We start from the raw sequence: 14,439 nt of genomic DNA, 5'->3' as shown, positions 1-14,439 counted from the left end.
AGATGTCGAAACTGCATTATCTGGCGAACCCGGCCCGCTTCTCGCGGCTCAGCGCGCTCATCCTGCCCTGGCTGTCGCTGGCGACCATCCTGCTGATGGGGACGGGCCTCTATCTTGGCCTGCTCGATTCGCCGCCGGACTACCAGCAGGGCGAGACAGTGCGCATCATGTATGTGCATGTGCCCTCGGCCTGGATGGCGATGGGCTGCTACAGCTCGATGGCCATCGCCAGCGCCATGGCGCTGATCTGGCGGCATCCGCTGGCCGACCTGATTGCCCAGGAAAGTGCGCCCATCGGCGCCTGCTTCACCGCCATCGCGCTGGCGACCGGCGCGCTGTGGGGCCAGCCCATGTGGGGCACCTGGTGGGTGTGGGATGCCCGGCTGACCTCCGTGCTGGTGCTGTTCTTCCTGTATCTCGGCTATATCGCGCTGGTGAATGCCTTCGACGATCCGCAGCGCGGCGCGCGGGCGGGCGCGGTGCTGGCGCTGGTCGGCTGGATCAACATCCCGATCATCAAATTCTCGGTCGATTGGTGGAATACGCTGCACCAGCCGGCCAGCGTGTCGCGGCTGGATGCGCCGGCGATCCATCCGGATATGCTGACGCCGCTGCTGCTGATGGGGTTGGCCTTCCTGCTGCTCTATCTCGTGCTGTTGCTGCTGCGCGTGCGCAGCCGGCTGCTGGAGCGGCGTATTTTGGTTTTGCGCCAGCGACAGATGGAGGAGTGGGGATCGTAAGGCGTACGAACGGAGACGAGATGCCGCAGCAATCCGCGTAGTTCGCCTCTGGCATCGCCGGCCGGAACCCCTATTCTTAGTAAACGAAGTGTCATGCCAGAGGATCGGGTGTCGATTTGAACGATCTTTCCAGCTATTTCGCGATGGGCGGCCATGGCGTCTATATCTGGTCGTCCTATGCGGTGGCGGCCACCGTGCTGGTCGTGCTGCTGGCGGCAACGCTGATCGGCTTGCGCCGGCGCGAGGCCGAACTGCGCCGGCTGGAGGCCGCCGATGAGTAACGCCCCCTCCAGCAAGGGCCGCATCAAGGCCGGCACACGCAAGAAGCGCCGGCTCTATATCGTCGGCCTCGGCATGCTGGCGCTCGCCTCGGCGACAGCACTGGTGCTGAATGCCTTCGAGGATAATCTGGTGTTCTTCTTCAGCCCCAGCGACCTTCAGGCCAAGCCGGTCGAGGATGGCCGCCCGTTCCGTCTTGGCGGGCTGGTCGAGGAGGGCAGCGTGCAGCGCCCCGAGAGCATGACCATCACCTTCCGCGTCACTGACACGGTGAACTCCCTGCCGGTGACCTATACCGGGATATTGCCCGACCTGTTCCGCGAAGGTCAGGGGGTGGTCGCCGAGGGCGAGCTGCGGCAGGGTGTGTTCGTTGCCCGCGAGGTGCTGGCGAAGCATGACGAGACTTACATGCCGCCTGAGGTCGCCGAGGCGCTGAAGCGGGCTGAGCACTGGCGCGAGGACGCGTCGCAGAGCGTCCGGAAATGAGTATCCGTCGATGATTGCTGAGATAGGCCATTACGCCCTGGTGCTGGCGCTGCTCGTCTCGGCGGTGCAGTCGCTGGTGCCGATGCTGGGCGCCGCACGCGGATCGGCGGCACTGATGGCGACCGGCCCGGCGGCGGCCGGGGCGCAGTTCGCGCTGGTGCTGGCGTCTTTCCTGGCGCTGATCTGGGCCTTCGTCACGTCCGACTTCTCGGTCTCGAACGTGATGCAGAATTCGCATTCGGCCAAGCCGATGCTCTACAAGATCACCGGCGTGTGGGGCAATCACGAGGGCTCCATGCTGCTTTGGTCGCTGATCCTGGCGCTGTTCGGGGCGATGGTCGGCGTATTCGGACGCAATTTGCCGCCCAGCCTGAAGGCCCGCGTGCTGTCGGTACAGGGCATGATCGGCGTCGGCTTCCTGCTGTTCATCCTGCTGACGTCCAACCCGTTCGAGCGCGTGTTTCCGCCGCCGCTGGACGGCAACGACCTGAATCCGCTGCTGCAGGACCCCGGCCTCGCCTTCCATCCGCCCTTCCTCTATCTCGGCTATGTCGGCTTCTCGGTCGCCTTCTCCTTCGCCGTGGCGGCGCTGATCGAGGGCCGCGTCGATCCCGCCTGGGCGCGCTGGGTCCGGCCCTGGACGCTGGCCGCCTGGATCGCGCTGACGCTGGGCATCGCGCTGGGCAGCTGGTGGGCCTATTACGAGCTGGGCTGGGGTGGCTGGTGGTTCTGGGACCCGGTGGAGAACGCCTCCTTCCTGCCCTGGCTGGCCGGCACGGCGCTGCTGCACTCCGCCATCGTGGTGGAAAAGCGCGACGCGCTGAAAAGCTGGACCATCCTGCTGGCGATTATCACCTTCGGGCTCAGCCTGATGGGCACTTTCCTGGTGCGTTCGGGTATCCTCACCTCGGTGCATGCCTTCGCCGTCGATCCCGACCGCGGCGCCTTCATCCTGGTGCTGCTGGTCCTCGCCGTCGGCGGCTCGCTGGTGCTCTACGCCCTGCGCGCGCCTTCCCTGCAGCCGGGCGGCCTGTTTCAGCCGGTCAGCCGCGAGGGCGGCCTCGTGCTGAACAATCTGCTGCTGGCGACGGCGACGGCGACGGTGCTGCTCGGCACGCTCTATCCGCTGCTGCTGGATGCGATGACCGGGGAGCGTGTTTCGGTCGGCCCGCCTTTCTTCAACGCCACCTTCATTCCGCTGATGGTGCCGCTGGTGCTGCTGATGGCGGCCGGGCCGATGCTGGCCTGGAAGCGTGCTGATCTGGCCGGCGTGTTGGGCCGGCTGCGGGTCGCCATCGGCGTGTCCGTCATCGTGGCGCTGGCGGTGTTCTATTTCGCGACGCGTGCGCCGGTGCTGTCGGCCTTTGGCTTCGCGCTTGCCACCTGGCTGCTGATGGGCGTGCTGACCGACTGGGCGGAGCGGGTGAAGCTGTTCCGCGTGCCGCTGGGCGACGCCCTGCGCCGGGCCGGTGGCCTGCCGCGGTCTGCCTATGGGATGTGGATCGCCCATGCCGGGATGGCCGTCGTGATCTATGGCATCACCGGCGATATCCTGTGGAAGACGGAATCGGTCAGCGCTTCGCGCCCCGGCGAGACGCTGTCGATTGCCGGCTATGACCTGAAGTTCGATGCGGTGCGCCGGGTGCAGGGGCCGAACTACATGGCCGAGCAGGGCGTGTTTACCGTCCGGCGGGACGGCGATTTCATTGCCGAACTGACGCCCGAGCGCCGTGTCTATCCGGTGACCCGCATGCCGACGACCGAGGCGGCGATCCGCTCCAACGGCCTCTCCGACCTCTATGTGGTGATCGGCGAGAGCAATGAGGGTGGACTGTGGACCGTCCGGCTCTATCACAATCCGCTGGTCCCCTGGATCTGGTTCGGTGCCGTCATCATGGCGGCGGGCGGGCTGGTCTCGCTGGCCGACCGGCGGCTGCGCATCGGCGCCCCGGCGCGGCAGTCCCGCGATGCCGCCCTGCCGGTCCCGGCGGAGTAAAGGGCTTTCATGCGTCGTCTGCTCTATCTGCTGCCGGTTCTGCTGTTCGTTGCCGTGGCCGGCTATTTCGCGGTCGGCCTGACGCGCGATCCGCAGACCCTGCCCTCGGCAATGATCGACAAGCCGGTCCCGGCCTTCGCGCTGCCGCCGGCCATCGAGGGCGTGCCGGGCCTGTCCGCCGCCGACCTGAAGGGGCAGGTGGCGCTGGTCAATGTCTTCGCCTCCTGGTGCGCGCCCTGCCGGATCGAACATCCGCTGCTGACCAGCCTGGCCCGCGAGGGGGTGACGATCTTCGGGATCAACCAGAAGGACAAGCCGCAGGCGGTGGCGCGATTCCTGAAAGAGCTGGGTAATCCCTATACAAGGATCGGTGCCGACGCCGATGGCCGGGTGTCGATCGACTGGGGCGTTTATGGCGTGCCGGAAACCTATGTCGTGGATCGGGATGGCCATATCCGCTACCGCCATGTCGGCGTGCTGACGGCAAAGGATATCGAGCAGACGATCCGGCCGCTGCTGCGGGAAGTCGCGCGATGAGGCGGCTGGTCCTGGCGCTGCTCTTCGTCCTGCTGCTGCCGGTCTCGGCGCAGGCGGTGAAGCCGGACGAGATGCTGGCTGACCCGGCGCTGGAATCGCGGGCACGCGAGATCGGCAAGGAGCTGCGCTGCCTGGTCTGCCAGAACGAATCCATCGACGAATCGAATGCCGAGCTGGCGCGCGATCTGCGTCTGCTGGTGCGTGAGCGGCTGAAGCAGGGCGACAGCAACGATGATGTCCGCGAATTCGTCGTGCAGCGCTATGGCGATTTCGTGCTGCTGAAGCCGCCGGTGAAGCCGTCCACCTGGATTCTCTGGTACGGGCCGGCGGGTATCCTGCTGCTGGGCGCCATCGGCGTGTTGTTCTACCTGCGCGGCAGCCGCAAGGCGGCGGATGCAGTGCCGGCAGGGGCCGTGCCGCTCGACCCCGATGAGCGCAAGCGGCTCGACGCGCTGATGGCCGAGGACGAGTCTAAATGATCATCTGGATTGCCATCGGCCTGCTGACGGCCGCGACCATTGCCGCGCTGGCCTGGCCGCTGCTGCGCGAAACAGGCCGCGCCGCAGACCGGCGCGATTACGGGCTGACCGTCTATCGGGCACAGCTGAAGGAGATCGAGCGCGATCTGGCCTCTGGCGTACTCAGCGAGGACCAGGCTGCCGCCGCGCGGGTCGAGATCCAGCGCCGCATGCTGGCCGAGGACCGGCAGCAGGGGCCTGTGGGGCCGGGCGCCGTGCCGCCGCATTACCGCGCTTTCGCGCTGGCGCTTGCCGCTGGCATCGTGCCGCTGGGGGCCATCCTGATCTATCTGACGCTGGGCAGTCCCGGCGCGCCGGACATGCCGCTGGCCAGCCGGCAGGCGGAAATCCAGGCGGTGGCGCAGAGCAGTGCCGCGCTGACCGGCGAGGTGCAAGCCCTGCGCGCCAGGCTTGAGGAGAATCCGGCCGACCGGCCCTCCTGGCTGCGCCTCGGCAACGCGCTGCGGCAGATGGAACGCTTCGAGGAAAGTGCCGAAGCCTATCGCCGTGCTGCCCATCTGGAGGCCGATCCGGAGAGTTTCGGCCTCTATGCCGAGATGCTGGTGCAGGCGCAGCAGGGCATCGTCCCGGTCGAGGCGCGCACCGTGTTCGAGCATGTGCTGGCTTCCAGCCCCGGCGATCCGCGCTCGCTCTATTATCTGGGGCTGGCGGCGGAACAGGCGGGCCAGCCGCGCGCCGCGCTGGAGAATTGGGCCCGGCTGCAGGTGATCTCACCGCCGGATGCCCCCTGGATGACTATGCTGACGGCGAGGATGGAGTCGCTGGCGGCGGAGAATGGCATTGCCCTCGCGCCTCTGCGGGAGGCCGCGCGGCAGGAGATGGGCCAGATGGCCGGCCAGAGGGGCGGCGAGACTCCGGCAGCTGGCCCCAGCCGCGCCGATGTCGAGGCGGCGCAGCAGATGAGCCCGGAGGAGCGCGCGGCCTTCGTGCAGGGCATGGTGGAGCGGCTGGCCGAGCGGCTGAAGGACCAGCCGAAGGACGAGGATGGCTGGATCAGGCTGACGCGGGCCTATGGCGTTCAGGGCGAGCCGGAGAAGGCACGCGCCGCCTATGAGGAGGCGCTGACGCATTTCCCCGACAGCGTGCCGTTGCTGACCGGCTATGCGATGGCCCTGTTCCCGCCCGGCACGCCGGAGGCGGAGATGCCTGAGGAGTTCATGGCGGTGATGCGCAAGCTGAACGCGCTGGACGCCACCAACCCGCAGGCCTTGTTCTTCCTGGGCAACGAGGCCGCCCGCAAGGGCGACACGGCAACCGCGCGACGGCTGTGGACGGAGCTGCGCGAGATGGCGCCGGCGGACTCCCCCTTGCGCGAACAGATCGACCGCCGCATCGAGGCGCTGCCGAACTGAGGCAGCCGCTTGCCGCTGCCGCCGGGCTCTGCGAGACTTCCCGAAAAGAACAAGAATTTCGGGAGGAGTCATGAATCTGGCGGGCATGCTGGTGCGTGCGGCTCACCGGCTGGGCGACCATCCAGCGCTGGCGCAGGGACCGCGCACGGTGCTGGGCTTCCGCGACATGGCGCGCTCGGTAGCCAGCGTCGCTGGCGCGTTGCAGGCGATGGGTCTGCAACCGGGGGACCGGGTCGCGCTGGCGATGAAGAACTGCCCAGACTATGTGGTGCTGTTCTACGCCATCTGGTATGCCGGCCTCGCCGCCGTGCCGATCAACGGCAAGCTGCATGCGCGCGAGTTCCAGTACATCCTTGAGCATAGCGGTGCGCGGCTGTGTTTCGTGACATCCGACCTGGAACCGGTGATCGCCGGGCTGGCGGACGAGTTGCCGGCGCTGGAGCGCATTATCTGCACCGGTACGGCAGAGCATCGGTGGATGCTACAGGCCGACCCGGTACCGATGGCGGCGGCGGGCGACGACGATCTCGCCTGGCTGTTCTACACCAGCGGCACCACTGGCCGGCCCAAGGGCGCGATGCTGAGCCACCGCAATCTGCGCGCCATGAGCCTCAGCTATTTCGTCGATATCGACGCCATCGCGCCCGGCGACTCCATTCTGCACGCGGCACCGCTGTCGCACGGCTCCGGCCTCTACATGCTGCCGCACATGATGATGGGGGCGACGCAGGTGATCCCGGACTCCGGTGGCTTCGACCCGGCAGAGATGGCGGACCTCATCCCGCATCACCGGGGGCTGACGCTGTTTGCCGCGCCGACCATGGTGAAGCGGCTGGTCAATCATCCGGGCATTGGCGGCGCGGACCTGCGCAACCTGAAGACCATCGTCTATGGCGGCGCGCCGATGTATGTGGCCGATGTGAAGCAGGCGCTTGATGTGCTGGGGAACAAGCTCGCCCAGCTCTATGGCCAGGGCGAGAGCCCGATGACCATCACCGGCATGACCAAGGCGCAGTATGCGATGCGCGATCATCCGCGCTGGGAGCAGCGCATCGCGTCGGCCGGGCAGGCGCAGAGCGTGGTCGAGGTACGCGTGGTCGATGCCGACGACAATACGCTGCCGCCGGGCGAGGTGGGGGAGATCATCTGCCGCGGCGATTCGGTCATGCTGGGCTACTGGAATAATCCCGAGGCGACAGCCAAGACGCTGGCCGGCGGCTGGCTGCATACCGGCGACATGGGCTCGTTCGACGAGGATGGCTATCTCAGCCTGCATGACCGCTCCAAGGACGTCATTATTTCCGGCGGCTCCAACATCTATCCGCGCGAGGTGGAGGAGGTGCTGCTGACCCACCCGCAGGTGGCCGAGGTCTCGGTGGTGGGATCGCCGCATGCCGACTGGGGCGAGGAAGTGGTGGCCTTCGTGGTAGCGCGGGAAGGGGGACGCGTGCCGGAGGCGGAGCTGGACGCGCTATGCTTGGACAATATCGCCCGCTTCAAGCGGCCGAAGCGCTACCGCTTCATCGCGGCGTTGCCGAAGAACAATTACGGCAAGATCCTGAAGACCGAGCTGCGCGCCCTGCTGGAGAAGGAAGGGGTGTAGGCGGAGGGAGTTATCGCTTTGTCATTGCCGGGCTTGACCCGGCAATCCAGGGCCACAAGCACCGGGGTTAAGGGCTGGGCACCGCCCCTGGATGCCCGGATCAAGTCCGGGCATGACAGACCATAATAAAAGTCACCAACAGGGAGAAAACCATGGCCGGCAGGCTGAAGGACAAGGTGGCCATCGTCACCGGGGCTGGCTCCGTCGGGCCGGGCTGGGGCAATGGCAAGGCGGTCGCGGCGCTGTTCGCGCGGGAGGGCGCGCAGATCTTCGCCATCGACCGCAACAGCCAGGCAGTCGAGGAAACCCGCGCCATCGTCGCGGCCGAGGGTGGCACCATTGCCGCCCATACCTGCGACGTGACCGACAGCGCGCAGGTGAGGGCGATGGTGGAAGCCTGCCTCGACCGGTTCGGGCGTATCGATATCCTGCACAACAATGTCGGCATCATGGGGCTGGGCGGCCCGGTGGAGCTGGACGAGGCGGAATGGGACAAGGTGCTGCAGGTGAACCTGACCTCCCTGTACCTGACCTGCCGGCATGTGCTGCCGGTGATGGAGCGCCAGGGCGGCGGCGCCATCGTCAATATCGGCTCGATTGCCGGCAATCGCTGGCTGGGCGTGCCCTATATCGTCTATTCCACGACCAAGGGCGCCATCGTGCCCTTCACCCGCTCGGTGGCGCTGCAATATGCGGCGAAGGGCATCCGCGCCAACACCATCCTGCCGGGCCTGATGAACACGCCGATGGTGCGCGAGGGGCTGACCGGCGCCTATGGCAAGCCGGGCGATGTGGAGGCGATGATCCGTGCGCGCGACGCGCAATGCCCGATGGGCCGCATGGGTGACGCCTGGGACGTGGCGCATGCGGCGCTGTTCCTCGCCTCCGACGAGGCGCGCTACATCACCGCTACGGAACTGGTGGTCGATGGCGGCCTGACCGCGAAATGCGTGTGATCTTCGCAAGTGCATGCATTTTTTGCACCTGCAGCTAATTTAGCAGGCAGTTGCTTAGCATATTCCAATATAAAGAATCTATTCCGTTGAGATAGCGCGATTTTTTCTCTGGCATGCGCCTTGCCTATAGCTGTGTTGCGTTGCAACAAGAAACAGTGGAGGCGGCATGTTCCAAGATCCCTTCGATCCGAAAGCCCGGCTGGGCTGCTCGTGCGGCGAGCATGCCAGCCAGCATGATCACGATATCGCCGAACGGCAGAAGCTGGCCGCCGATGAGGAGGCGCGCGACAGCCGGGTGGTTGACGCGGCCATCGTCCGTGCGCTGTTCCCGCAGGATGCGACAAGGCGCGCCTTCCTGCAGGCGGTTGGCGCCGGTACGGCGCTGGCGGCGATCAACGAGTTCTTCCCGCTGGCGGCGGCGCGCGAGGCCTTTGCGCAGGGCACCGGCAAGCCGGAGAAGACCGATCTGAAGGTGGGCTTCATTCCGATCACCTGCGCCACGCCGATCATCATGGCGCATCCGATGGGCTTCTATTCCAAGCACGGGCTGAATGTCGAGGTCATCAAGACCGCCGGCTGGGCGGTGGTGCGCGACAAGACGCTGAACAAGGAATATGACGCCGCGCACATGCTCTCCCCCATGCCGCTGGCGATCAGCCTGGGGGCCGGCTCCAACCCGATCCCCTACACCATGCCGGCGGTGGAGAACATCAACGGCCAGGCGATCACCCTGGCGATGAAGCATAAGGACAAGCGCGATCCGAAGAGCTGGAAGGGCTTCAAGTTCGCCGTGCCCTTCGACTATTCGATGCACAATTACCTGCTGCGTTATTACCTGGCGGAGCATGGAGTGGACCCCGACAAGGACGTGCAGATCCGCGCCGTGCCGCCGCCCGAGATGGTGGCCAATCTGCGGGCCGAAAACCTCGATGGCTTCCTGGCGCCCGACCCGGTGAACCAGCGCGCGGTCTATGACGGTGTTGGCTTCATCCATATCCTCTCCAAGGAAATCTGGGACGGCCACCCGTGCTGCGCCTTTGCCGCCAGCAAGGAATTCGTCACCACCATGCCGAACACCTACCGCGCGCTGCTGAAGGGCATCATCGACGCCACGGCCTTCGCGACCAAGCCGGAGAACCGCAAGCAGATCGCCGAGGCGATCGCGCCGGCCAATTACCTGAACCAGCCGGTAACGGTGGTAGAGCAGGTGCTGACCGGCACCTTCGCGGACGGCCTCGGCAAGGTGCAGAAGGTGCCCGACCGCATCGACTTCGCCCCGTTCCCGTGGGAGAGCTTCGCCGTCTGGATTCTGACCCAGATGAAGCGCTGGGGACAGATCACCGGCGAGATCGACTATGCCGGCGTCGCCAAGGAGGTGTTCCTCGCCACCGATGCCGCCAAGCTGATGGCAGAGGTAGGGCTGACGCCGCCGACGGCCACCACCAAGAGCTTCTCGGTCATGGGCAAGGCTTTCGATCCGGCCAAGCCGGAGGAGTATATCTCCAGCTTCGCGATCAAGAGGGTCTAGCGCATGCAGCTCTCCCTGGGATTGCGGGCGGCGTTGCTCTCGGTCCTGCTGTTCGTCCTGTTCATCGCCGCCTGGGAAGCGGCGGTGAGCGGCGGCGGCAAGGCGGCGGACCTCGACCCGGAATATGCCAAGCTGATGGGGGCGACGGCGGTGACCGGCGCCTCCGCCATGCCGGGGCCGGGGGAGATCGGCCTGAAGCTGTGGCAGCACGTCACCGACCCGTTCTACGACAACGGGCCGAACGATAAGGGCATCGGCATCCAGCTCGGTTTTTCCATCCTGCGCGTGCTGCTGGGGTTCGGGCTGGCGGTCATCCTCGCCATTCCGCTGGGCTTCCTGATCGGCATGTCGCCGCTGGTCTATAAGGCGCTGGACCCGTACATCCAGGTGCTGAAGCCGATCTCGCCACTCGCCTGGATGCCGCTGGCCCTTTACACGATCAAGGACAGCAACCTGTCGGCGATCTTCGTCATCTTCATCTGCTCGGTCTGGCCGATGCTGCTGAACACCGCCTTCGGCGTGGCGTCGGTCCGGCGGGAATGGCTGAACGTCGCGCGCACGCTGGAGGTCGGCCAGCTGCGGACGGCGATATCCGTTATCCTGCCCGCCGCGGCGCCCACCATCATGACCGGCGTGCGCATTTCCATCGGCATCGCCTGGCTGGTCATCGTGGCGGCGGAGATGCTCGTGGGCGGCACCGGTATTGGCTACTTCGTCTGGAACGAGTGGAACAATCTTTCCATCACCAACGTGATCATCGCCATCCTGGCCATCGGCGTGATCGGCATGGTGCTGGACCAGGTGCTCGGCTGGTTCGCCCGCCTTGTCGCCTATCAGGAATAGAGGGGCGGCAGCATGGCCCATATCCGCATCGAGGGTCTGCGCAAGACCTTCCCGCCGCCGCGCGGCGGCGACTCCGTCACCGTGTTCGACGATATCTGGTTCGGCATCGAGAAGGGCGAGTTCGTCTGCCTGATCGGCCATTCCGGCTGCGGCAAGACCACCTTGCTGAACATTCTGGCGGGGCTGGACGACTCAAGCGGCGGCGGCATCATCGTCGGCGGCAAGGAAATCACCGGCCCCAGCCTCGACCGGGCCGTCATCTTCCAGCATCACGCGCTGCTGCCGTGGCTCAGCGTAATGGGCAATATCGCCTTCGCCGTGCGGTCCCGCTATCCCGGCTGGGACAAGGCGAAGGTGCGCGCGCACTGCCAGAAATATATCGACCTGGTGCATCTGACCGGCAGCGAGCTGAAGAAGCCCTCGCAGCTGTCTGGCGGCATGAAGCAGCGCGTCGGTATCGCCCGGGCGCTGGCCATCAAGCCGGACATATTGCTGATGGACGAGCCGTTCAGCGCGCTGGACGCGCTGACGCGCGGCTCGCTCCAGGACGAGCTGGTGGCGATCTGCGGCGCCACGCAGCAGACCAGCTTCATGATCACCCACGATATCGACGAGGCTATCCTGCTGGCCGACAAGATCGTGCTGATGAGCAACGGCCCGCAGGCGCGGGTCTGCGAGATCGTGGAGAACACGCTGCCCAAGGGCCGCACCCGCCAGGACATGCACCGGCATCCGCACTATTACCCGATGCGCAACCACCTGCTGGAGTTCCTGGTGAATCGCGCCAACAGCTTCAAGGCGGAGCTGTCGGCACCCGGCTATGACCCGAAACACCCGCCGATCACCAAACCCGGCGTCGGCCAGCCGCCGGCGCGCCCGATTTCCGCCGGGGAAGCCCCGCTGGAGGTCAAGTCCGCTGGCCGCTGAGCGTTACCGCAAATCAAGAAGATCAGGGAAAACAGAACGATGACTCGTGAAGAGCTGACTGCGAAGATCCGCGACATCAAGATTGCCAAGGGCCTGAAGTGGAAGGACATCACCGCCAAGGCGGAAGGGCTGTCGAAGGAATATGCGACTGCCGCGCTGATGGGGCAGATGCCGCTGCCGGAACCAGCTGCCAAGGCCATCGGCACCTTTCTGGGGCTGGACGATTTCGAGGTGAAGCTGCTGCAGCAGGTGCCCTATCGCGGCTCGCTGCCGACGGCGGTGCCGACCGATCCGCTGATCTACCGCTTCTACGAGTTGGTCAATGTCTATGGCAGCACCTTCAAGGCGCTGATCGAGGAGGAGTTCGGCGACGGCATCATGAGCGCCATCGACTTCAAGATGGATCTGAAGCGCGAGCCTGATCCCGCCGGCGACCGGGTCTCCATCACGATGAGCGGCAAGTTCCTGAAGTACAAGATGTACTGAGGGCCGCGGCGCTTCTGCTCAGTCGTCCGCCGCGTTCGGGCGGCTGAGCAGGGCGGAGCGCCGGACGAACAGCCGGAACACCAGCGGCGCCAGCAGCACCACCACGATGATGCGCAATATGTGGTGGCTGGAGACGAAGGCGGTGTCGCCGCCGACGGCCAGTGCGACTAGGCTCATCTCCGCAAGGCCGCCGGGCGAGAAGGCCAGCACGATATCCAGCGTCGGCAGGTCGGTTAGCAGATGCAGGCCGACCGAGAAGACCAGCGTGACCGCCAGCAGGATCCCGGTCGAGATCATGGTGACGCCGACCGTGCGACGCACGAGGGCGAGTTTCGTACCGGCGAAGCGGCAGCCGATGGCGCTGCCGATCACGATCTGTGCGACGGTCACCAGCTCGAAGGGCGGGGCGTGCGATGTCAGCCCGGCCAGATGGATGGCCGCACTGCACAGCATCGGCCCGACCAGCAGCGAGGCCGGCAGCCGCGCCAGCTTGGCGAGGAAGGCGCCGATGATCGCGCACAGACCGAGCAGCGTCAGGTCATAGAGCGGCATGTCCAGGATCGAGATGCCGGTCACGCCGCGCGGCGGCGGCTCGTAGCCTAGGAAATAGCGAAAAAACAGCGGCACTGTCAGCACCACCAGCAGGATGCGCGCGCCATGCGTCAGCGAGATGATGCGCTCGTCGCCGCCCATCGCCGTGCCCATCATGATCATTTCCGACAGGCCGCCAGGCGAGGCGGCGAAATAGGCGGTCGCCTGATCGTAGCCGCTGAAGCGCCGGTAATACTGATAGACCAGCCAGCCGGCGAGGCTGACATAGGCGACGATGCCGATGGCGCTGACGATCCACTGCCCCAGCTGGTCGATGATGTCCGGGCGGAAGGCGCTGCCCAGCATGACACCCAGGATGGCAAGAAAGGCGGTGCGCAGCTTCATCGCCATGCGGATCGGTATCCCGGCGATGGCTGCGGCGGTGGTGAACACCATTGCGCCCATCATCCAGGCCAGCGGTAGGCGCAGCATCAGGAAGATGTAGCCGCCGATGGCGCCGATGGCGAGGGCCAGTGCGATCTGCCAGAGCTTCGCCGGACCTTTGCCGCCTATGGCGTCTTTAGGGGCGTCCTCAGTCAAGGAAGCGCCCCAGCCGCACGGCGGTCTGGCCCTTGGTCAGCCGGCGCGACGGCATGATCAGCACGCAGCGGTCATGTGGGGTATAGACCGGCTCGTCGCCGTCATGGCCGAGCAGCGAGCCCTTCTTCTCGATGACTTCCAGCCCCTTATAGTCGGCGACGAAGCGGAAACTGTCGCTTTTCACCGTGATCGGGTCGGTGACCTGGATCACCTTCTGCGGCGTCAGCTCCTGTGTGGAGAGGTGGCGGTCCATCACCTCCCGGTCAATCGTGCCGTAATGGGCCAGGAAGCGCAGCGCATTGTCCAGGGCGACGGTCTGGCTAGATTTTTCCCAATGCTGGCCGCATTCGATCAGCAGCGCGTTGCGCGGATCGTTCGGGTCGCCGAAGAAACGATAGTCGCGCAGCCGCTTTCCCGCGGCGTGGCCCTTGTCGGACACCACGATCTCCGGATGTTTCAGCGCGCGGGCCAGTGTGATGCCCTTTTCCAGCGGCCCGCACAGCATCAGCGGGGCGGTCGGGTGCTGCATCGAATGGATGTCCAGCAGATAGTCCACGCTGTCGATCAGCGGGCGCATCTGCCGGGCGCGGCGCAGTTCCACACTGTCGCGCGGCCCGTCCAGCACCTCTTCCGACCAGATCCGGTTGAAATCCTCCTCGACGAAGCGCGAGGCGGTGGGGTTGGCGGGATCGAAGCTGAGATAGGCCTCCACATTGGCGAAGCTGAAGGTCAGCTTGCCTGTCTGCGGGCGGATGTCGTTGCGAAACAGGTAATCCAGGGCGATGGCGCCGCACAGCTCGTTGCCGTGGGTGACGGCATTCACCATCACATGCGGGCCGGGCTTGCCACTGTCGAAGGTGGTTGCGTAATCGATGCCGGTATTTCCGGCGCGGTAGGCGCTGATATCGGGCGCGGTCAGCTCGACCTTGTATTCGGCGGTGCTCACGGGTTCCGTTCGTCTTGGCTTGCGAGAGGGATGCGCCACGTTAGGCGCGTTTCATCCACTCTGCCATAGTCTTGCGCGAATGACAGGACT

15 protein-coding genes are annotated in these 14,439 nt (G+C 65.8%); 13 read left to right on the top strand and 2 right to left on the bottom strand.

What is annotated here, in order from left to right; translation table 11 throughout:
* The first annotated feature begins 2 nt into the window (after positions 1 to 2).
* From MK313_RS03350 to cynS, 13 genes are all read left to right on the top strand, one after another.
* The gene (locus MK313_RS03350; RefSeq protein WP_287780108.1) at positions 3 to 740 is read left to right on the top strand and encodes a heme ABC transporter permease; all 738 of its coding nucleotides are present in this window, start codon (positions 3 to 5) and stop codon (positions 738 to 740) included.
* Between the two features lie 116 nt (positions 741 to 856).
* A complete protein-coding gene (gene ccmD, locus MK313_RS03345) occupies positions 857 to 1,021 on the top strand; it encodes a heme exporter protein CcmD (RefSeq protein ID WP_287780107.1) in 165 nt (54 codons plus the stop codon).
* Complete coding sequence (ccmE, locus tag MK313_RS03340) at positions 1,014 to 1,505, top strand: cytochrome c maturation protein CcmE (RefSeq protein WP_287780106.1); 492 nt, start codon at positions 1,014 to 1,016, stop codon at positions 1,503 to 1,505. The genes ccmD and ccmE overlap by 8 nt, the downstream gene beginning before the upstream one ends.
* 10 nt (positions 1,506 to 1,515) lie before the next feature.
* Positions 1,516 to 3,501, top strand: coding sequence for a heme lyase CcmF/NrfE family subunit (locus MK313_RS03335; RefSeq protein WP_287780105.1), 1,986 nt, complete (start codon positions 1,516 to 1,518; stop codon positions 3,499 to 3,501).
* A 9-nt stretch (positions 3,502 to 3,510) separates the two neighbouring features.
* Positions 3,511 to 4,038 carry a DsbE family thiol:disulfide interchange protein gene (locus tag MK313_RS03330; protein WP_121218574.1) on the top strand — a complete coding sequence of 176 codons (528 nt, stop codon included), beginning with the start codon at positions 3,511 to 3,513 and terminating at the stop codon, positions 4,036 to 4,038.
* Positions 4,035 to 4,517, top strand: a complete 483-nt coding sequence (locus tag MK313_RS03325) for a cytochrome c-type biogenesis protein (protein ID WP_008943405.1) — start codon at positions 4,035 to 4,037, stop codon at positions 4,515 to 4,517. The genes MK313_RS03330 and MK313_RS03325 overlap by 4 nt, the downstream gene beginning before the upstream one ends.
* Positions 4,514 to 5,929, top strand: coding sequence for a c-type cytochrome biogenesis protein CcmI (gene ccmI / locus MK313_RS03320; RefSeq protein WP_287780104.1), 1,416 nt, complete (start codon positions 4,514 to 4,516; stop codon positions 5,927 to 5,929). The genes MK313_RS03325 and ccmI overlap by 4 nt, the downstream gene beginning before the upstream one ends.
* A 70-nt stretch (positions 5,930 to 5,999) precedes the next feature.
* Positions 6,000 to 7,532, top strand: a complete 1,533-nt coding sequence (locus MK313_RS03315; protein ID WP_287780103.1) for an acyl-CoA synthetase — start codon at positions 6,000 to 6,002, stop codon at positions 7,530 to 7,532.
* A 152-nt stretch (positions 7,533 to 7,684) separates the two neighbouring features.
* Positions 7,685 to 8,488: an SDR family NAD(P)-dependent oxidoreductase gene (locus MK313_RS03310; RefSeq protein ID WP_287780102.1), complete on the top strand. Its 804-nt coding sequence runs from the start codon at positions 7,685 to 7,687 to the stop codon at positions 8,486 to 8,488.
* A gap of 166 nt (positions 8,489 to 8,654) precedes the next feature.
* Complete coding sequence (locus MK313_RS03305) at positions 8,655 to 10,016, top strand: CmpA/NrtA family ABC transporter substrate-binding protein (RefSeq protein ID WP_008943401.1); 1,362 nt, start codon at positions 8,655 to 8,657, stop codon at positions 10,014 to 10,016.
* A 3-nt stretch (positions 10,017 to 10,019) separates the two neighbouring features.
* Positions 10,020 to 10,859, top strand: a complete 840-nt coding sequence (ntrB, locus tag MK313_RS03300) for a nitrate ABC transporter permease (protein WP_121218562.1) — start codon at positions 10,020 to 10,022, stop codon at positions 10,857 to 10,859.
* 12 nt (positions 10,860 to 10,871) lie between these two features.
* Positions 10,872 to 11,786: an ABC transporter ATP-binding protein gene (locus MK313_RS03295; RefSeq protein ID WP_287780101.1), complete on the top strand. Its 915-nt coding sequence runs from the start codon at positions 10,872 to 10,874 to the stop codon at positions 11,784 to 11,786.
* Between the two features lie 39 nt (positions 11,787 to 11,825).
* Positions 11,826 to 12,272, top strand: coding sequence for a cyanase (cynS, locus tag MK313_RS03290; protein ID WP_287780100.1), 447 nt, complete (start codon positions 11,826 to 11,828; stop codon positions 12,270 to 12,272).
* A gap of 18 nt (positions 12,273 to 12,290) precedes the next feature.
* Here cynS and MK313_RS03285 read toward each other — a convergent pair whose 3' ends face one another.
* Both MK313_RS03285 and MK313_RS03280 read right to left on the bottom strand, forming a co-directional pair.
* Positions 12,291 to 13,403 (bottom strand): AbrB family transcriptional regulator, encoded by a 1,113-nt coding sequence (locus MK313_RS03285; RefSeq protein WP_287780099.1) that lies wholly within the window; start codon positions 13,401 to 13,403, stop codon positions 12,291 to 12,293.
* Positions 13,396 to 14,349, bottom strand: coding sequence for a M14 family metallopeptidase (locus MK313_RS03280; protein WP_287780098.1), 954 nt, complete (start codon positions 14,347 to 14,349; stop codon positions 13,396 to 13,398). Before MK313_RS03280 ends, MK313_RS03285 begins: the two co-directional genes overlap by 8 nt.
* Between the last annotated feature and the right edge of the window lie 90 nt (positions 14,350 to 14,439).

Source organism: Oceanibaculum sp. (genome assembly GCF_022449305.1).
Taxonomy (GTDB): domain Bacteria; phylum Pseudomonadota; class Alphaproteobacteria; order Oceanibaculales; family Oceanibaculaceae; genus Oceanibaculum; species Oceanibaculum indicum.
This window is presented reverse-complemented; position numbering and strand designations above follow the sequence as displayed.